The following is a 19,787-nucleotide window of genomic DNA, read 5'->3' on the forward strand; positions in this document are numbered from 1 at the left end:
TCGAATAATTTATAGGTAACTTTATGAGCATTATCGAAAATGCGCTCAAGAAAGCCGGAAAGCAGGGCTTGGTTTTAGATGATGATCAAGTTTTGCCAAAAGGGAGTGCTTCCAGCCCTGCTATTGTAATAAACTCCGAAGAATTAGCATTGGCCGAGTCAGTCAATGGTCAATTTTCCGAGCGGCAGGTTAACCTTGATTGGAAGGGGTTGGCGGAGAAAGGTTATATTGATAACAATGATGCTAAGTCACAATTGGCCGAGGAGTTTCGTGTTATTAAGCGTCCTTTGGTAAATAATGTACAAGGAGGGGATGGTAACGGCATTAGTCGTCCAAATTTGATTCTCATATGTAGTAGTTTGCCAAGTGAAGGAAAGACTTTTATATCAATTAATCTGGCTCTTAGTTTGGCGAATGAACGAGATAAAAAGGTTCTGTTGATTGATGCTGATGTGGAAAAGCCCAGTATTGCCAAGGAATTGGGTGTTCAAAGCCCATTGGGGCTGATTGAATACTTGGAGGACGATAGAATAACATTTTCTGATATTCTGTTAAAAACAGATCTGCCAAATCTTAGCTTGATTACTGCTGGCAAACGCCATAAATACTCTACGGAGCTACTGTCAAGTCAAAGGATGTATCTTTTTGCGGAGGAAATCAGTCGTAGATATAAAGACAGAATTGTGATTTTCGATTCCCCGCCCTTGCTAGTGGCTACGCAAGCTCAGATTTTGGCTGAGCTGGTGGGACAGGTTGTTTTGGTGATTGCTGCCGAAATTACCCCACAAAGTGTCGTTAACGAAGCGGTTTCAAAGCTGAGTAATTGTGATGTTGTAATGACTCTTCTGAATAAGACTAGGCGTGAGATAGATATATACGGCCATAATTACAGTTACGGTAAGTATGGACAGCAGTAAAGCCCATTGTTTTAATAGGTTAAGGCTTCGGTACATTGCGTTTTTGGTTTGTATCAGTATATTTCACTCGCGCTATGTGGTCGCTTTGGAGTGGCGTGCTACACCTAGCATGTCGGTCAGCGAAATATTTTCAGATAATTTGAATTTGTCTGAAAATGCAAAGAAAAGTGGTTTTGTTACCGATATTAGTCCTGGAATATCGCTATTTGGGTCTTCCGCGCTCAGCAGTTTTAATCTGAACTACCGGTTGCAGGGTTTGTATAATGCTCAAGGTTCGGATAGCGTAGACTTTAATCATCAGTTACAGATGAGTTCTCGTTATCAGATTATTAGAAACAGATTGTTTGTTGAAACCAGCAGTTCTATCAGTCAGCAAAATATTAGTAATGCTTTTGTTGCGACTGATAATATCTCAGGTAACGGTAGTCGAACCGAGGCAAAAAATTTCAATATTTCCCCATATTGGACACCACGGTTCGGGCGATTTGCCAACGGTTTATTTAAAGTCGGTTACAGTCGTTCTTCATTCGATAATGGTGACTCGGCATTGGTTTCTCCGCTCGTTCAAAATCTGATATCAGATTCCGATAGTTTTTTTAAAGAAGCGAGATTGACCAGTGGTAGCGAGTTCAGCTCGGTTACTTGGGGAATGAACTATTCTTCGCGCGAGCAAAATAGAAACTCTGGACAAGATGTTCGATTTGAGGAGTATAGTGGTAATGCTCGGTATTATTTTAACCGGAAGTTTAATGTGTTTGGTCAGGCAGGCTTTTCGGATAATAGCTACCGAACTCTAGCGGCGAACAGTATTAACAATGGTTTTTTTATACCATTGGCGGGCGGTGGAGTCCGAGTTTATGGTATTCATTGGAAGTCGGAGTCGGTAATAATAAGCATGTCACTATGACTTTTAATCCGTCTTCTAATTTTAGTTCGGCAATTACTTACCGTAATAAGGATGTCGGGCTAAATACAGGAAGCTCGTGGGATGCTAATTTAAACTATCGAGTGCAGAGATTTAGCTTGGGGTTTAGTTATTCTCAAGATACGACCACTCTTCAACAACTTCTAGTAGAGCAAGGCTTCTTCTTGCGAGATGCTTCTGGCAATTTGACGGGTGTGACGGATCTTCAAGACCTTATTAGTCAGGGTTTTTTAGCGTTAGATGGGTCGGGTAACGTAATAAAAGGTCCTAATTATAATAACTCTCAATTAGTATTAAATCCTTTTGATTTGGTTGATGACGTAATTGTTAGAAAGCGTGCTAGCGTAAATTTGGCGTATCAGACCGGTAAAAGTCGCTTCAATGCCACTGCTTTTAATGAAAGAAGAAGCTATGAGCTGAGAGTGGGAGAAGATTCGGCTTATGGAATTTCCGGGGGTGGCAATGGAGTTTTGTGCCTCGATTAAGTTTTTATCTTCAGCCCTCCTGGCAACATTCGGTTGGTTCCGCAGCAAGTAATACACGTTACGATGTAGCATTGGGTTTAACTCGCTCCGTTCCCATAAATTTGGGGCGGCCATTATTGATGAACACAAAGTTGGAGTTTAGGCACATAGAACAGAATTCAGATAGCTCTTTCGGATTCGATTATACCGAAAATAGGGCAACCGCCAATTTTGCTGTGCGATTTTAATTTGCCTACTCAATATGTACGACGGATTTTATAACCTTAACCAAAAGCCTTTTCAATTAAGCGCGGATCCGGACTTCTTTTTTCAAAGTACAGTTCATAAGCGGGCTTTGGCGTACATGCACTACGGGCTAACTCAGGGAGAGGGTTTTGTTCTAGTGATTGGATCGCCTGGTACTGGCAAGACAATGCTGGTTAAGAGTTTGATTAAGAATCTGAACAAGGACAAATTGCTCATTGGGGTAATGATGACCTCTCAGGTTGGGCCTGAAGATACCTTGCGGATGGCCGCATCCACGTTTGGATTTAAATTTACGTTAAGTGATAAAGCTAGTTTATTGACTGGTTTTGAACGTTTTATCGTCGAAAAGGCGCGTGAAGGTCGACGTCTTTTGTTGATCGTTGATGAGGCGCAGAATTTGCCTAAGCAGTCCCTTGAAGAGCTTAGGATGTTGACAAATTTAGATGTGAATGGTCACCCTGTTTTTCAGGTGTTTTTGATAGGCCAAACTGAGTTGAAGCGCACCATATATTCGGCCGATATGGAGCAACTTAAGCAGCGCATTGTTTCTACGTTTCAACTTGATCCCTTAGATGTCGAGGAAACTAGAGAATATATTTTGTTTAGATTACAAACCGCTGGTTGGCAAGGCAAGCCAGAGTTCGGTGTCGGTGTTTTCGAGGCTATCCACCAATTTACCGGAGGTATTCCGCGTCGGATTAACACTTTGTGTGATCGATTGATGCTTTTCGGTTATTTGGAAGAACTCGGTCTTATTGATGAGCAGTCGGTTAACCGGGTTATCGTTGAGGTTAAGGAAGAAATGTTATTGGAAGGTGGCGATGAATCGCGTTCAGAGGATTTGCCGTTACACTCGCTCCATTCTCGTAACAGTGAAGATATGGATTTGGAAACGCGAATAGGGCGGTTGGAAGATTTGGTTACTAATCTTCGCAGCACCATCAATAAGGAAAGAGCGCTACTTAGGAAAGCGATTTTGCTACAACTGGACATGGATCCGGTCTACGACGACACCTCTAGTTCGGAATAGTTCATGAAATCGAATGTGCTTGTTTGCGTCGTCGGCGCGCGCCCAAACTTTATGAAGATGGCGCCAATTATTAAAGCTTTGAAAGCGGTAGGTCAGCCGATAGTTCCCTATCTGGTGCACACCGGGCAGCACTACGATCAAGCGATGAAAGACACGTTTTTCCAACAATTAGGGATCCCCGAGCCTGATCGAGATCTTGGGGTTGGATCTGGCAGTCATGCTGTTCAAACCGCTAACACGATGCTGCGATTCGAGCCGGTGTTGGATGAGGTGTCGCCTTTCGCGGTATTGGTGGTCGGTGACGTTAACTCGACAATCGCATGTGGGCTGGTTGCGGTTAAGAAAAGCATCCCTTTGATACATGTTGAGGCTGGGCTGAGAAGTTTCGATCGGGATATGCCGGAAGAAATCAACCGAGTTTTAACCGATCAAATTTCAGATCTGCTGTTTACGACCGAGCGCGGCGCTCTCCATAACTTGGAGCGAGAAGGTATCGATGAAGGGCGGGTGTGCTTTGTTGGCAACGTGATGATCGATACGCTGTTAGCGAATTGTCAGCAAGCTGTGACGCCCGATCTGACGCTAGCGACCTATGGGAGTTCTCTAGCGATAAAGGAAGAAGGCTATGCGTTGCTTACCTTGCACCGTCCGTCCAATGTCGACGATCCTGATACACTGGTGCGTTTGATCAAAACCGTCGGTGAAATTAGTAAGAGGCTTCCCGTAATTTTCCCTGTACATCCTAGGACACAGCAAAAAATTGCCCATGCCGGTTTGCTCGACGAATTCTCAACTGAACGTGTTTCTCTATTGCCGCCAGTTAGCTATTTGGAAATGCTGGGACTGATGCGGGCAGCGCGAGTGGTTCTGACAGATTCGGGGGGGCTACAGGAGGAAACTACCGCCCTGGGGGTTCCGTGCGTCACGTTGCGAGAAAATACAGAGAGGCCGATAACGGTTACCGACGGTACGAATACGATTGTCGGTACCGATGCGGAAAAAATTAAGGCCTGCGTCCACGAGATATTAGACAGCGGCGGTAAAAGGGGGCGGATTCCGGAGTATTGGGACGGTAACGCGGCGACACGGATTGTCGAGCGTTTGTTGCAGCGTTATTTCTAAGTGGGTATATGAAGCCTCAACTCATCGTTAACGCCATGACGGTGGATGTGGAAGACTACTTCCAAGTATCCGCGTTTGAACCCTATATTTCTAGTTCCGATTGGGATGATCTGCCGCATCGGGTCGAAGCCAATACCCAACGGATTCTGGATTTATTCGATGCGTATAAAGTAAAAGCTACCTTTTTTACATTGGGATGGGTCGCGGAACGCTATCCCAATTTAATACGCCGCGTTGTGCAGGATGGTCACGAACTGGCTTGTCACGGCTATCGACACATTAGAGTCACCCAGCAGTCTCCGGAGCAATTTCGGGAAGACATTCGGGTTAGCAAGCAAATTCTGGAAGACTTAGCCGGACAAGAGGTCATCGGTTATCGGGCGGCGAGTTATTCGATAGGCGCAAATAATCTTTGGGCCTTGGAAATATTACAGGATGAGGGTTTTATTTACAGTTCCAGTATCTATCCCGTCAGGCACGATTTGTACGGAATGCCCGGCGCGCCGCGATTTGCCTATCGGCCCGACAATGCGCCAGACTTGTTGGAAATTCCGATAACCACGTTGCGCATATTTGACCGTAATTGGCCCTGCGGTGGCGGCGGCTTTTTCCGCTTGTATCCCTATGCTGTGTCGAAATGGGCCTATCAGCGTCTCAACGATACCGAAATGCAGTCGGGAATTTTTTATTTCCATCCTTGGGAAATCGATCCGGAGCAGCCTCGGCAGGCCAATCTGCCTGCGAAGGCTCGGTTTCGCCACTATTTGAATCTTGATAAAGTCGCTGGCCGCTTGGAAAGGCTGTTGAGCGACTTTGAATGGAATACCATGCAAAAGGTATTCTTATCGGAATCCGTGAAATCCACAACACCGCCATGATCAAATTACTTGAACCATCGCAAGCCCAGCGTTGGGATGCTTATGTGATGGCTGCGGCCGACTCGACCTTTTTCCACTTGTCTGCGTGGCAACGCGTTATTGCCGCTGCCTTCGGTCACGATACTTATTACTATTATGCCGAGCAGGACGGCGAAATTACCGGCATTCTACCGCTGACGCACATCAACAGTTTACTGTTTGGAAACACGCTGGTTTCGAATGCCTTTTGCGTATACGGCGGTATTGTCGCCAGTAACGACGAGGCTTTCCGTGCGTTACAGGCGCAAGGCAAACAATTGGCCAGAACGTTGAACGTTGATTGCCTTGAAATGAGAAATCGTGTTCAAACGCATCGCGATTGGCCGCATAAAGCGTTGTACGTAACATTTCGCAAAACGCTCGATTCCGACCACGAAAAAAACCTGAACGCGATTCCCAGAAAACAGCGAGCGATGGTGAGAGCGGGCATCAAAGCGGGTTTAGTCGGTGTAGTAGATAATGATGTGGATCGATTGTTTCAAGCGTATTCCGAAAGCGTCAGAAACTTGGGGACGCCAGTGTTTCCGAGGCATTATTTTAAAGTACTAAAAGAGGCTTTCGGTAACGATTGCGAGATATTGTCGATCGAGCACGAAGGCCGTTTAGTGGCTAGCGTGATGAATTTTTATTTCAAGGATGAAGTTTTGCCTTATTACGGCGGCGGTACCGAGGCTGCTCGAGACCTGAAAGCTAACGATTTCATGTATTGGGAGGTTATGCGGCGGGCGGTGGATAGAGGGTGTCGCGTGTTTGATTACGGGCGCAGCAAGATCGACACCGGCTCTTATCGCTTCAAGAAGCACTGGGGCTTTGAGCCTGAGCAGCTGTATTACGAAATCGATTTGGTGAAGGCGGAGCAAATTCCGGACATCAATCCGTTGAATCCCAAGTATCGATTATTTATTGCAGCCTGGAAGAAGCTGCCGCTGCCAGTCAGTCAGGTTGTGGGACCATGGCTGGCCAAGGATTTGGGATAATTCGTGCCTAAACTGCTATACCTGATTCATCGGATTCCGTTTCCCCCCAACAAGGGTGACAAAATTCGCTCGTTTCATTTTCTGCGAGCGCTAGCCAAACGGTACGAGATATTCCTCGGCACTTTTGTGGATGATCCTGAAGACCGCCAATATATTGAAGCGCTCAAGCCTTATTGCAGGGATGTATGTTGTGTGGAATTGTCGCCCGGCCTCAATAAGCTTAAAAGTGCGCGCGGCCTATTCAGCGGCGAGGCGTTGAGTCTTCCGTATTATCGAGATAAGGCATTGCGTCGTTGGGTTGATCAGGTCATAAGTACCGAGGGTATAGACCGCGCGCTGATTTTCTCGTCGCCTATGGCTCAGTACGTCGAGCGTTACCCCGAGTTAAGGGTCGTCGCGGATTTCGTGGATGTCGATTCCGATAAGTGGAGCCAGTATGCCAACAGTAAAAGCTGGCCGGCCGCTTGGATCTACCGGCGCGAAGCCCGGACTTTGTTAAGTTATGAAACACGTATTGCCAGCCGGGCGGCCAAGACGATATTTGTTTCGGAACAGGAAGCCGCGTTGTTTAAAACCCTGGCGCCGCTTGAGAAAGACAAGATCGATTTCGTAAATAACGGCGTCGATACCGATCGTTTTGATCCTAAAGTCGCCGGTGATTCGCCGTTTCCGAGCGGACAATCACCCATCGTATTTACAGGTGCCATGGATTATTGGGCAAACGTCGATGCGGTCAAGTGGTTTGCCGAGACTGTGTTCCCGGAGATCAAGCGACAATGCCCGCATGCTAAGTTTTACATAGTCGGTTCCAAGCCTGCCAAGGAAGTGCTGCAGTTATCGGAAAACGACTCGGCAGTGATCGTTACCGGCAAAGTCGACGACGTGCGACCATATATTGTTCACGCCCGTTTGATCGTGGCACCGTTACGTATTGCTCGAGGCATACAGAACAAGGTTTTGGAAGCCATGGCGATGGCTAAGCCCGTGGTCGCAACGTCGGGGGCGATGGAAGGGATATCTGCTGGTCAAGAGTTGCAGGTCGCCGTCGCCGATGAACCGAATCAGTTTGCCGAAAGGGTTGTGTCTTACCTGCAACAATCTACTGTTTACGCCGAAGACAACCGTCGGTTTGTCGAACGTGCGTTTGGCTGGTCCGCGAATGCCGATAAGCTTTTGACTTTGCTCGCAGGTTAAGGTTGACGATGGACGAAGCGGTGCCTTTGGTTGTGCATATCATTTACCGTCTCGGCATCGGCGGTTTGGAAAATGGCTTAGTTAATATCATTAACAAAATGCCGAAAGAACGTTATCGGCATGCCATCATTTGTTTGGCCGATGCGACAGATTTTACCCAGCGTATCGACCGGTCCGATGTTGTCGTCCACCAGTTGCATAAGAAACCGGGGCAGGACTGGGCGTCGTTTTATAAGGTTTATAAGTTGTTTAAGGCTTGGAAGCCTGCGGTTGTGCATACCCGAAATCTAGGGGCTATCGAATATCAGGTTTGCGCCTGGTTGGCTCGAATACCCTACCGGGTTCACGGGGAACACGGCTGGGACGTGTTTGATCCTGACGGCAATAACCTAAAGTATCAGCGCTTGCGTCGAGCGTTGGGGCTAATCATTCATCGATTCATTCCATTGTCCAAACATTTGCAGGATTATTTGCAGGAAAAGGTCAAAATTCCGGCAGCTAAAATCACTCGCATTTGTAACGGTGTTGACACAAACCGGTTTTATCCTCGCGATTGCGATCGGGCGGCTCCAATGCATTGCGATATGCTTTTGTCCGGGAAAGTCGTCATAGGCACGGTGGGGCGTATGCATGGAGTAAAGGATCAATTGACACTGGTTAGGGCGTACATTCATGCTTGCCAAACGTATCCGGGCTTTGCTGGAGTGACTCGGCTTTGGTTGATAGGCGATGGGCCTTTACGAGCAGAGAGTGCTGGCCTATTGACGGATGCCGGATTGCTAGACCAAGCTTGGATGTCTGGTGATCGTGACGACATCCCCGATATTTTGCGTTGCCTGGATATTTTTGTGTTGCCATCCAAGGCCGAAGGTATATCCAATACTATACTGGAAGCGATGGCAACGGGGCTTCCAGTGTTGGCGACGAGGGTTGGAGGCAATCCTGAGCTGATCTTGGACGGAGAGACAGGGATGCTGGTCGAAAAGGAAAATCCGGAGGCTATGGCAAGGGTGCTAGCGGAGTGGGTTGCCGATTCCGACAAGCGTCGCCGTTTTGGGGCGGCCGGATTGGAGCGCATCCGCCAGGAGTTTTCGATCGATAATATGGTGTCTCGCTACCAACGGGTTTATGACGAGCGATAAATAGCGCCGGAGAATAATAATATGTGTGGCATCGTGGGGATATTCGATATGCAAGGCAGCGGGGAAATTGACCGCGGATTGTTGTCGAAAATGAACGAATCCCAGTTTCATCGTGGACCGGACGAGGGCGGTCTGCATAGCGAGCCCGGCTTGGGCTTTGGGCATCGTCGTTTGTCGATCATCGACTTGTCTAGCGGTCAGCAACCGATGCACAGCGCGGATAGAAATGTCGTCCTAACCTACAATGGCGAGGTATACAACTTTCCCGAGTTGCGCGGCGAGTTGGAAGCCTTGGGCTACAGCTTCAGAACTCACTGCGATACCGAGGTAATACTCTACGCTTGGCAAGCGTGGGGAGAAGCTTGCGTGGACCGACTACGGGGTATGTTTGCGTTTGCGTTGTGGGACAGACCACAACAAACCTTGTTCCTTGCGCGTGATCGATTGGGTGTCAAGCCGTTGTACTACTCACTATTGGCTAACGGACATTTCATATTCGGTTCCGAGTTGAAGGCGCTTAAGCAGCATCCGCTGCTGCCAACTCGGATTGATCCGACGGCGGTCGAGGACTATTTCGGTTTCGGTTACGTGCCAGACCCTAAAACAATTTATCGGGATGTCTATAAGCTGGAGCCGGGGTATAGTTTGGCGATTCGGCGCGGAGACGAACGGATTAAGCCTCGTCAATATTGGGATGTGACTTTCGATCCGGGTAATTTCTCTAGCATGGATGCTGCTGGTGAAGAGTTGATCGAACGGTTACGGGAGGCTGTTAAAATCCGGATGATGGCTGACGTGCCTTTGGGAGCCTTCCTGTCGGGCGGCGTTGATTCCAGCGCGGTCGTGGCTTTAATGGCCGGTTTGTCCGACGATCCGGTTAACACTTGCTCGATTTCGTTCGGCGATCCAAAATTCAACGAATCGCAATTCGCGGCTCAAGTTGCCGGTCGATATCACACTGCTCATCGGGTCGAACAAGTCGATCCCGATGATTTCAGTCTGATTGATTGCTTATCCGGTTTGTATGACGAACCCTATGCCGACAGTTCCGCATTACCCACTTATCGGGTTTGCGAGTTAGCCAAAAAACAAGTGACCGTGGTGTTGTCCGGGGATGGCGGCGACGAAAATTTAGCGGGTTATCGGCGCTATCGCTGGCATACCTACGAGGAGAGAATGCGTTCTTTATTGCCGGACGGTTTGCGGATGCCTTTGTTTTCGACCTTAGGTCGGGTCTACCCAAAACTCGACTGGGCACCGAAGGTATTTAGAGCAAAAACCACGTTGGAGTCGATAGGCCGAGATTCTATGGCGGGCTATTTTCATAGCGTGTCGGTGCTGTCTAATGGCATGCGTCAGCAATTATTTAGCGAGCAGCTAAGGGCGGAATTGCAAGGTTACGGCGCAATCGAGGTATTTCATCGATATCGGGAAAAAGCACCGAGCGATCCTCTGTCTATGGTTCAATATCTGGATCTGAAGACTTACCTAGCCGGTGACATCCTGACTAAAGTCGACAGGGCAAGCATGGCTCACGCCTTGGAAGTCAGGGTTCCGTTGTTGGACTACAAACTGGTGGAATGGATGGCGACATTGCCGCCGTCCTATAAGCTCAATGGTCGAGAAGGCAAATATTTGTTTAAAAAGTCACTGGAGTCTTATCTTCCGAACGATATTCTGTATCGACCTAAAATGGGGTTTGCCGTGCCTTTGAGCAGTTGGTTCCGAGGGCCTTTGAAAGAACGCGTACGGGAGGCTTTGTTGGGTAATACGCTTGGTCAAACGGGTTGGTTTAATCGCACTTACTTGGAGCATATGGTGACCCAACACCAGGCAGGTTTGCGAGATTACAGCGCTGCGATTTGGTCGCTGTTAATGTTCGAGGCGTTTCTTAGAAATGCCGGGTTTTGACGCTGGTTAACTTGTACGAGCGGGCAATAGACATTAATTAATTGATTTGCTAGAGTGTGAACCAATTCAAGTTTTTCTAAGTGGCGGTGTAATATGCGATTCGAAGAAGATGATAGCCTGATCGAGAACGGTCAACTGCAAGAGGGCAAGCAAGTCATTGATAAATCCAGAAGAAAGTTTGCTAAAGCTGGCGTTGCGGTTCCTGTCATCCTAACTTTGGCTAATCGTCCTGCATGGGGAGGGGGTACTGGTGGCGTTGACGAATGTACCATTTCTGGGTTTCATTCAATCGGTCCGAATAGAACTGCGTACTCCGGTAATATTGTGACTAATCCGGGGCCGCGTCCCCCGAAGCATTATTGCGACAACCCGAGTCAGTGGCCTTTAAGCAAATGTAAGCCTCACTCGAGTAAACACGAGACGGGTGGAACTTTGGAAGGGGGATCTGGGTGTCGACGAGATAGAACGGCGCCAAACTCTTGGACCTCAAACCGGAACGACACTCAAAAGGGGCAATGGAACTTAAATGCGGTGTGGACTAAAAGCACTCAAGCGCCGAAAACGAAGAGTGAATTGCGATCCAACGGCCAGAATGACTATGCGACTCTTAAGCGTAACGAGGCCACCTACGGATATTATATCTTCAGTGATACTGCGTTAGGGCCTACCACCAATGCCAACAAAACGTTAAACGATTGTATAAAAGAGCTGGATCAAGGGACTGATATAGGGTTGGATAACTGTATGGCTTGGTTGTTTGTTAACGCTTGTGATGGCAAACATGTGGTTGGAAGCTCGCTGTCGGATGTCCAAGCTTGTTTTCAGGCGGTAAAGACCGGAGGTAAGTATAAAGTTGGTGCAGTAGATTGTTCAGCCCAGGATATTATTGACTTTTGCCATCACTTGATCGCTGACGGTTGCACGGCGTAAGACAACAGTCTTCTGGTTTTATGCTCTGGCGAGTAGTTGGAGAAGTCTATTGCGTGGATTGGGGTGATGGGGTCGTGATTTATCATCGCAACTCCGGTACTACGTTTTTGTTTGAGGCGATGCCGTTAGAGCTGATTCAGCGATGTTTTCAGCCTACGCCATTTGATCAAACGATGCTTGAAGACATCATCGGAAATTTCGACTTATCGGATAAATCGCGCGACAAAGCTGGGTATTTAGAAAGTCTGATACAGGTTTTGTTGCAAAAAGAATTAATTGAGCCGGTAAATTGAGATTACAGCATTTGCCTTTCCAGGAGGTTAATAGCCGACTGCGAAATAGCGGTTTGAATTTGCAACTTGGTCAGTTTTGCTTTGCTATCACGACTAAATTGGCTTCAGTGGCGCAGAGTCTTTCGATTTTGTATGCCGATTTTGAAGTTTTTGATAGTAGTGTGTTCGTCGATTTCCCCGTATCGGTTGCTTCTGGACATAATTGGTTCAGCTCGATAAGTAAAAGCGCTGAATTTCGTTTTGATGGCTACGCGCCCTTCAATCCTTTACCGCTACAACATGCCCCGGCTTTGATCGAATGGGGGATGAATTGGTGTGTATCTAGTCAAATTAATACTTTTTTGATAATCCATGCTGCTGTGATAGAGAAAAATGGCTGGGCGGCTGTGTTACCGGCGCCGCCGGGATCCGGAAAAAGTACTTTGACCGCCACGTTGATTCAAGAAGGTTGGCGATTACTATCGGACGAATTGACTCTGGTTGATCCAGTGACTTTCCGAGTACACCCCTTTCCCCGTCCCGTCAGCTTGAAGAATCAATCCATTGACATCGTCGCCAAGCGCTATCCTGGCCTTGTGTTCGGGCCATTGTCAACGGATACATCGAAGGGCACTGTTTGCCATCTTAAGCCACCCGAAACCAGCATCAGTCGGCAGAGCGAATCTTGTCCGATTGCGTGGATCATATTTCCAAAATATGAAGCTGGCTCCGCGACCGAGTTTGCGCCAAAGGCAAAATCGTTAACGTTTATTGATGTAGCGGATAACGCGTTTAATTTTAGTCGGTTAGGCTACGCGGGATTTTACGCCTTGCGTAATGTATTGGACCGAGCAAGCTGTTACCAGTTGCGTTACAGCTGCCTAGACGAAGCGGTTCAAATTTTCGACCAACTTAAGATAGCCGAATGAGTTTTGAATGGCCCTTGTTGGTCAAGGTGATCAACGATCAGGTGTCTCATGCCGAGTTGTCCTTACCCGAATGGGGATTATTAGTCAGGCAGGCACGTGCATCGATGCTACTGGCGAAGCTGGTTCACTGGGTGGAGAGCCGTGGCGGACTGGATGAAATTCCGGAAGCCGCGCGTCGGCATTTAATCTCCGCAAAATGTTTTTCCGAAAAACAAAGCAACGACCTATTTTGGGAAATTCGCCAGTTGCAAAAAGTGGCTCGACAGTTAGAGTTTCCTTTTGTCTTGTTGAAGGGCGCGGCGTATGCAGTGACTGAACACCCCGCCGCGAGAGGTAGGGTCTTTTCAGATATTGATTTACTGGTTCCCCGCGAAAAAATAGGCTCCGCCGAGAAGCGTTTGATGATTCATGGTTGGATGGGCGGGCAAAACGGCGTTTACAACGAACGTTATTACCGGCGCTGGATGCATGAAATTCCACCAATCAGACACCTGTCCAGGGGCAGCGTCATCGATCTACACCATAACATCCTGCCGATAACGTGTAAGGATTGTCCCGATGCCGGATTACTACTAGCCGATGCGCGCGCATTGGAGAAATTCGATGGACTAGCGGTATTATCCCCGGTCGATCAAGTGATACACAGCGCGGTTCATTTGTTTTACGACGGTGAATTGGAGCACGGCTTGCGGGACTTGGTCGATTTAGATGCGCTGATTCGCGGTTTGGGCGAACAGCAGGTCAGATTGATTTCACGTTCATCCGAATTGGGTCTGGCAAGGCCAGTCCTTTACGCATTGCGTTACTCGACTACAATACTCGGTACACCGCTGTCGGACGAATTGGCCCGGCAACTTCAACAAGTGACGCCCGCCAAGGCAATTCTCGCGGTGATGGATTTTTTGTTCATTCGCGCGCTGATGCCGGTCCATCCAAGTTGCACCGACCGCTGGACAGGTTTGGCCCGTAACGTATTATTTTTGCGGGCGCATTGGTTAAAAATGCCGTGGTATTTGCTATTGCCCCATCTGACTATCAAGGCCTGGATGCGTCTGACCGGCAAAGAGAAGCACTAATTCCGGGTGCTCACTTCATGGCGAGCCGACTTGACAGTCTTAAACAAGAACCTTCTCGACATGAAAATCTTACATATTCTGGATCACTCGATTCCGTTGCACAGCGGCTACACCTTTCGTACCCGAGCGATACTCGAACAGCAACGTAAGCTGGGTTGGCACACTTTTCATGTGACTTCCGCCAAGCATCAGGCTCCCGGTAGCGATTTCGAAACGGTGGATGGCTTGGATTTTTATCGTTCGTCCCAACCGCGCGGTTTACAGGCAAAATTACCCGTTATGAACCAATGGGCGATTGTTCAGACTCTGGCGCGGAGGTTGGACCAGATCATTCCGGAAATTCGCCCGGATATCCTGCATGCTCATTCTCCGGCATTAAACGGGATGGCGGCTTTGAGAATGGCCAAAAAATACCGATTGCCGTTGGTTTACGAATGCCGGGCATTTTGGGAAGATGCCGCCGTCGACCACGGTACGACCGCGGAAGGTAGCTTGCGTTACCGTATTACCAAAGCCCTGGAAACGTATGTGTTTAAGAATGCCGATGCCGTGACGACGATTTGCGAAGGGCTCCGCAACGATATTATCGGACGGGGTATTCCTGCCGAAAAAATCACCGTGATTCCCAACGCGGTCGATATCGAAAAATTCAGTTTCGGTGATGTTGCAGAACCCGCGCTACTCGATCAACTAGGCCTGACGGGAAAAATCGTACTCGGTTTCATCGGCTCGTTTTACGCGTACGAAGGTTTACTGTTGTTGCTGGATGCGTTGCCCGAGATCGTCCGGCAGCGGCCGGATGTCCGGCTGCTGTTGGTTGGCGGTGGTCCGCAACAAGCACAAATCCAACAGAAAATTCAAGCCTTAGGGCTGGCGGATTGGGTTGTGATGCCGGGACGGGTTCCCCATGATCAGGTGCAACGGTATTACAATTTGGTCGATATTTTCGTCTATCCGAGATTGTCGATGCGACTGACCGATTTGGTTACGCCCCTGAAGCCGCTCGAAGCCATGGCGCAAGGTCGCCTGTTGGTGGCTTCGGATGTCGGCGGTCATCACGAATTGATCGAAGATCGTCGGACCGGCTATTTGTTCCGAGCCGGCGACCAAGCGGCCTTGGCGTCGACCGTTTTGAATGCCTTGGCCGATAAATCGCATTGGGACGACATCCGTCGAGCTGGACGGCACTATGTCGAACAAATCCGTAACTGGCAAACCAGCGTGGCACGTTATCAAGCGGTGTATGCCGGATTGATACGGGACGGGCATGACACGGACTGATCCCAGGCTGGTGGTTTTCAGCAGTCTCTACCCCAGTCAGGTTCGCCCGAATGTCGGTGTATTCGTCCGGGAGCGCATGCGCAGGGTCGCGGCGCACTGTGCGTTGGCGGTGGTCTCGCCGGTACCATGGTTCCCGTTTCAAGGGGTGATCCGCAAATTCAAGCCCAATTACCGGCCACAGCCCGCCACTTACGAATGTCAGGACGGTATCGACGTTTATTTCCCGAGGTTTCTGTCCTTGCCAGGATTAGGCCGCCGGTGGGACGGATTGATGATGGCGTTGGGCAGTTATCGGACTTTATACCGATTGTCTCGCAACTTCGGATTTAATCTGATTGACGCGCATTTTGCCTATCCGGACGGCTACGCGGCAGGATGGTTGGGGCGCTGTTTCCACGTGCCGGTTACAATCACGCTACGCGGCACCGAAGTACCGTTGTCCAAAATCGCCAGTCGGCGGGCGCGCCTGTTGGCGGCGCTTCGTAGGGCCGCTCGAGTGTTCTCTGTGTCGGAATCGCTTAAACGACATGTCGTTAGCATCGGTGCCGAAGCCGATAAAATTTTGGTGGTGGGGAATGGCGTCGATACGAATGTCTTCTATCCGCTGGATAAAGTCTCGACTCGTCAGAGTTTGCAACTCAACGTCGATGCGCCGGTGCTGATTTCAGTGGGTGGCTTGGTCGATCGCAAAGGGTTTCACCGAGTCATCGAGATATTGCCGGCGCTGCTGGCAAAACATCCCGGTTTACGCTACTTGATTGTCGGTGGCGGCAGTCCGGAGGGTGATATTCGCCAGCGTCTGGAGAAGCAAGTCGCCGAACTCGGCCTCGCTGAACAGGTGCGTTTCCTGGGTGCGATGCCCGCCGCAGCCTTGAAAGAGGTTCTGTCCGCCGCCGACGTTTTTGTATTGGCGACTGCTAACGAAGGCTGGGCCAATGTGTTCTTGGAAGCGATGGCTTGCGGTTTGCCGATTGTAACCACCGATGTTGGCGGCAATCGCGAGGTGGTTTGCGACGATAGTTTGGGGCAGGTGGTGCCGTTCGGCGATCGCGATGCCTTGCTTGCGGCGCTCGATGCCGCGCTGGGGCGCGACTGGGATCGCCATGCGATTATCGCCTATGCCGCTCAGAATGCCTGGGATCAACGCGTCGCTGTCTTGGTGGCGGAATTCAACCAACTGGTAAATCGATCATGAGCCTTTACACCTCGCTGTGCTCCTCCGTGCTGTTTCCTCTACACGAAGCGTTAAAAAAACACAGTACCGTCAGAGTGCGCAAGGCGATGGAGCGTAGCCAGTGGTTGGGCGTGGACGAAATTCGCCAGGCTCAGGTCAAGGACTTGACACGGTTTCTAACCGATATTGGCCAGCATGTGCCTTACTATCGGACATTGTTTGCGGCATTAGACTTCAATCCGGGGCAGGTCACCAGTTTAGCGGATTTAGCTCGCCTGCCCTTGTTGGACAAACCGACGATACGCGCCAATTTGGATAAAATGCGGGCGGAGGATGCCGAGGGTTTGGCCCGCTTTAATACCGGCGGATCAAGCGGCGAGCCATTGATTTTTTACATCGGCAGTCGCCGCGTCAGTCACGACGTGGCCGCCAAATGGCGCGCCACCCGTTGGTGGGGTGTCGACATTGGCGATCCGGAAGCGGTGATATGGGGGTCGCCGATCGAGCTGGGCGCGCAGGATAAAATTCGGTTGATTCGCGACAAGCTATTGCGGACCCATTTAATACCGGCCTTCGAGATGTCTCAAGAAAAATTGGACGGCTTCGTAGCCAGGATACGGCAAATCCGGCCGAAAATGTTGTTCGGCTATCCGTCGGCGTTGGCGCATATCGCCAGTCATGCGGAAAAGCACGGCGTGGCAATGAACGATTTGGGCATTAAGGTGGCGTTCGTCACGTCCGAGCGCTTGTACGATTATCAGCGCGACAAAATCCAAACGGTCTTCGGCTGCCCGGTTGCCAACGGCTACGGCGGCCGCGATGCCGGTTTTATCGCCCACCAATGTCCGGAAGGCGCGATGCACATTACGGCGGAAGACATCATCGTCGAAATTGTCGATAAACAAGGCAAGCCGCTGCCCAATGGCGAGTTGGGCGAGATTGTCGTCACCCATCTGGCGACGCGCGATTTTCCGTTTATCCGCTACCGCACCGGGGATATGGGAATTTTGTCCGACAAAGCTTGCGCTTGCGGGCGAGGGCTGCCGTTGCTCGAAGAGATACAAGGTCGCACCACCGACTTCGTTGTGGCGCGGGACGGCACCGTGCTGCACGGCCTGGCCTTGATTTATGTGTTGCGCGATTTAGAAGGTGTCGACGCTTTCAAGATCACGCAAGACAGTCTGGATAAGACCAGCGTGCAAATCGTCAAGACCGACGCTTACCGAGCCGAATCCGAACAACGCATCGTCGCGGAATTTAAAAAGCGATTGGGTGATACGGTCAACGTTGCGATCGAATATACCGATTACATACCCAAGGAGCGTTCCGGCAAATTCCGGTACGTTATCAGCCACGTCAAGCCTTAATCGAGCAACATGACAAAATTCGCGGGATGGGTGGGCAGCGGACCCTGGAACGAAAGCGCTGTCGCGAGTCTGACCGAGTTGGTCGGTCGGGCCGGGTCGGCCTTCGATTTTCAATACGACGGTCATTTCGGACTGGCCAGTCAAGCGCCGGCGCTGCTCCGAGACGATGGCATTCTGTTGTTTGCTTTGAAGACGGCTGCTTCTCCGGAGCATTTGCGGGAAGTCTTGGCGCGGTATCGGCGGCACGGTGCCGCGTTATTCGATGGCGGTAGCGCATGCGATGGCGTGGTTTTGATCGATAGCGTCCGCCGTTTGCTGTTGGCTGCCACGGACCCTATCGGCTTGAGTCACATTTATTACGCGGTTACCGATTCCGTGATCGTGTTTGGTTCCAGTGCCGATTTCGTGGTTCGCCATCCGGCGGTCGAAAGCGAAATTTCGGCGCAGGCTATTTACGATTACGTCTATTACCACCATTGCCCTAGCCCGAACACCATCTACACCAAGGTCAAGAAGTTGGAAGGCGGTCAGCAATTGAGTTTCGAAGACGGCAAACTGGAACTGCGCCGTTATTGGTTGCCGTCGTTTAACGAATCTGCGCTCGATTTAAGGCAGGTCGGCGAGGATTTGAAAGCCGGCTTGATCGAAACCGTGCGCGGCATGGTCGGCAGCGAAGACGAAACCGGCGCATTTTTAAGCGGTGGCTTGGATAGTTCCAGCGTGGTTGGCGCGCTGGCTAAAGTGTTTCCCGGGAAGGCCAAGACCTTTTCGATGGGTTTTCCGGTCGAAGGTTACAACGAAATCGAATACGCCAACATTGCGGTCAAACATTTCAATACGCGTCAACACGAGTATTACGTAACGCCGGAAGACACCGTCAATGCGGTCCCGATGATTGCCGCGTATTACGATGAGCCGTTCGGCAACTCTTCGGCCTTGGCGGCCTACTATTGCGCGAAATTGGCTAAGGACAACGGCGTCGGGCGTTTGCTGGCCGGCGATGGCGGCGATGAGATCTTCGCCGGTAACGAGCGCTACGCCAAGCAGATGTTGTTCGAGCATTATCATCGTTTGCCCCGAGCGGTTGGCGCTGGCTTGGAAGGGGTGTTGAACGCCTTGCCGGCTGGTTTGGCGAATACTAAATTGCCGTTCAAGGCCAAACGCTATATCGAGCAAGCCAAGGCCGCGATGCCGGATCGATTGCAGGATTACAACTTTTTGCACCGTCATGCTGCTACCGACATTTTTGTCGGCGAGTTTCTGGCGCAAATCGATACCGGCGAACCGCTGCAACTGCTACGAGACAATTACCGGCGCCCGGATCAGGCCAGCACCTTGAACCGAATGCTGTATATGGACTGGAAAGCCACGTTGCACGACAACGATTTGGTCAAGGTCAACCGGATGTGCGAACTGGCTGGCGTTGAAGTCTGCTATCCGCTGTTGGATAGCCGTATCGTCGAGTTGTCCTGCCAAATACCGTCCGCCGCCAAATTGCACGGTCAAAAATTACGTTGGTTTTATAAGCAGGCGATGGCGGATTTTCTGCCGGACGCGATCATCAACAAACCCAAGCACGGCTTCGGCCTGCCGTTCGGTATCTGGCTCAAGGACCATCAGCCATTGAAGGACTTGGCCTACGACGCGATCAACGCGTTGAAAAAGCGCGGTTATTTCAAGCCGGAATTCCTCGATCACGCGATTGCGATGCATCAAAGCATACACGCGGCCTACTACGGCGAACTGATCTGGATTTTGATGATGTTGGAACTGTGGTTTGCCGGTAAACAAAAGGCGTGATGCACGCGGCAAGACGAGTGACAAAAAACGTCAGTTTTCGACTTGGAGCGATGGTGCAAGGCTTGCCGGGTTTCCGCGGGTTGCTGTTTGAT

The 19,787-nt window shown here is 50.1% G+C and carries 18 protein-coding genes; all 18 read left to right on the forward strand.

Translation table 11 applies throughout. The annotated features are described in order from the left end of the window. Positions 1 to 23 precede the first annotated feature (23 nt). The 18 genes from ACP4CD_RS20345 to ACP4CD_RS20430 all read left to right on the forward strand — a co-directional run bounded on the left by ACP4CD_RS20345 (position 24) and on the right by ACP4CD_RS20430 (position 19,695). Entirely contained in the window at positions 24 to 917 is an 894-nt protein-coding gene (locus ACP4CD_RS20345) for an XrtA-associated tyrosine autokinase (protein ID WP_064023855.1), read from the forward strand. A gap of 109 nt (positions 918 to 1,026) precedes the next feature. Then, the gene (locus ACP4CD_RS20350; protein ID WP_426992345.1) at positions 1,027 to 1,824 is read left to right on the forward strand and encodes a TIGR03016 family PEP-CTERM system-associated outer membrane protein; all 798 of its coding nucleotides are present in this window, start codon (positions 1,027 to 1,029) and stop codon (positions 1,822 to 1,824) included. Beyond that, the gene (locus ACP4CD_RS20355; RefSeq protein WP_426992347.1) at positions 1,821 to 2,327 is read left to right on the forward strand and encodes a hypothetical protein; all 507 of its coding nucleotides are present in this window, start codon (positions 1,821 to 1,823) and stop codon (positions 2,325 to 2,327) included. Before ACP4CD_RS20350 ends, ACP4CD_RS20355 begins: the two co-directional genes overlap by 4 nt. A 241-nt stretch (positions 2,328 to 2,568) precedes the next feature. Then, positions 2,569 to 3,603 (forward strand): XrtA/PEP-CTERM system-associated ATPase, encoded by a 1,035-nt coding sequence (locus ACP4CD_RS20360; protein ID WP_426992348.1) that lies wholly within the window; start codon positions 2,569 to 2,571, stop codon positions 3,601 to 3,603. A 3-nt stretch (positions 3,604 to 3,606) separates the two neighbouring features. Further along, positions 3,607 to 4,725: a non-hydrolyzing UDP-N-acetylglucosamine 2-epimerase gene (wecB, locus tag ACP4CD_RS20365; RefSeq protein WP_168032898.1), complete on the forward strand. Its 1,119-nt coding sequence runs from the start codon at positions 3,607 to 3,609 to the stop codon at positions 4,723 to 4,725. Positions 4,726 to 4,733: 8 nt separating this feature from the next. Continuing rightward, on the forward strand, positions 4,734 to 5,603 hold the full coding sequence (locus tag ACP4CD_RS20370) for an XrtA system polysaccharide deacetylase (RefSeq protein ID WP_426992349.1): 870 nt from the start codon (positions 4,734 to 4,736) through the stop codon (positions 5,601 to 5,603). Then, a complete protein-coding gene (locus ACP4CD_RS20375; RefSeq protein ID WP_426992350.1) occupies positions 5,543 to 6,619 on the forward strand; it encodes a FemAB family XrtA/PEP-CTERM system-associated protein in 1,077 nt (358 codons plus the stop codon). The genes ACP4CD_RS20370 and ACP4CD_RS20375 overlap by 61 nt, the downstream gene beginning before the upstream one ends. 3 nt (positions 6,620 to 6,622) lie before the next feature. After that, positions 6,623 to 7,813 (forward strand): TIGR03087 family PEP-CTERM/XrtA system glycosyltransferase, encoded by a 1,191-nt coding sequence (locus tag ACP4CD_RS20380; protein WP_426992351.1) that lies wholly within the window; start codon positions 6,623 to 6,625, stop codon positions 7,811 to 7,813. Positions 7,814 to 7,821: 8 nt separating this feature from the next. Continuing rightward, positions 7,822 to 8,955, forward strand: a complete 1,134-nt coding sequence (locus ACP4CD_RS20385) for a TIGR03088 family PEP-CTERM/XrtA system glycosyltransferase (protein ID WP_064024906.1) — start codon at positions 7,822 to 7,824, stop codon at positions 8,953 to 8,955. A gap of 21 nt (positions 8,956 to 8,976) precedes the next feature. Then, a complete protein-coding gene (locus ACP4CD_RS20390; RefSeq protein ID WP_426992353.1) occupies positions 8,977 to 10,866 on the forward strand; it encodes an XrtA/PEP-CTERM system amidotransferase in 1,890 nt (629 codons plus the stop codon). Positions 10,867 to 10,959: 93 nt separating this feature from the next. After that, the gene (locus ACP4CD_RS20395; RefSeq protein WP_064024890.1) at positions 10,960 to 11,796 is read left to right on the forward strand and encodes a hypothetical protein; all 837 of its coding nucleotides are present in this window, start codon (positions 10,960 to 10,962) and stop codon (positions 11,794 to 11,796) included. Positions 11,797 to 11,816: 20 nt separating this feature from the next. Then, positions 11,817 to 12,089: a hypothetical protein gene (locus ACP4CD_RS20400; protein ID WP_064024887.1), complete on the forward strand. Its 273-nt coding sequence runs from the start codon at positions 11,817 to 11,819 to the stop codon at positions 12,087 to 12,089. Positions 12,090 to 12,142: 53 nt separating this feature from the next. Further along, the gene (locus ACP4CD_RS20405; RefSeq protein ID WP_426992354.1) at positions 12,143 to 12,997 is read left to right on the forward strand and encodes an HprK-related kinase A; all 855 of its coding nucleotides are present in this window, start codon (positions 12,143 to 12,145) and stop codon (positions 12,995 to 12,997) included. Further along, positions 12,994 to 14,073, forward strand: coding sequence for a nucleotidyltransferase domain-containing protein (locus ACP4CD_RS20410; protein WP_426992355.1), 1,080 nt, complete (start codon positions 12,994 to 12,996; stop codon positions 14,071 to 14,073). The genes ACP4CD_RS20405 and ACP4CD_RS20410 overlap by 4 nt, the downstream gene beginning before the upstream one ends. Before the next feature lie 60 nt (positions 14,074 to 14,133). Beyond that, positions 14,134 to 15,354, forward strand: a complete 1,221-nt coding sequence (locus ACP4CD_RS20415; RefSeq protein WP_426992357.1) for a TIGR04063 family PEP-CTERM/XrtA system glycosyltransferase — start codon at positions 14,134 to 14,136, stop codon at positions 15,352 to 15,354. After that, the gene (locus tag ACP4CD_RS20420; protein ID WP_426992358.1) at positions 15,341 to 16,549 is read left to right on the forward strand and encodes a glycosyltransferase; all 1,209 of its coding nucleotides are present in this window, start codon (positions 15,341 to 15,343) and stop codon (positions 16,547 to 16,549) included. Before ACP4CD_RS20415 ends, ACP4CD_RS20420 begins: the two co-directional genes overlap by 14 nt. Then, positions 16,546 to 17,895 carry a phenylacetate--CoA ligase family protein gene (locus ACP4CD_RS20425; RefSeq protein ID WP_426992359.1) on the forward strand — a complete coding sequence of 450 codons (1,350 nt, stop codon included), beginning with the start codon at positions 16,546 to 16,548 and terminating at the stop codon, positions 17,893 to 17,895. The genes ACP4CD_RS20420 and ACP4CD_RS20425 overlap by 4 nt, the downstream gene beginning before the upstream one ends. 9 nt (positions 17,896 to 17,904) lie before the next feature. Continuing rightward, complete coding sequence (locus tag ACP4CD_RS20430) at positions 17,905 to 19,695, forward strand: asparagine synthetase B family protein (protein WP_426992361.1); 1,791 nt, start codon at positions 17,905 to 17,907, stop codon at positions 19,693 to 19,695. Positions 19,696 to 19,787: the final 92 nt, after the last annotated feature.

The organism is Methylomonas stagni, from assembly GCF_050154735.1.
Classification (GTDB): domain Bacteria; phylum Pseudomonadota; class Gammaproteobacteria; order Methylococcales; family Methylomonadaceae; genus Methylomonas; species Methylomonas koyamae_A.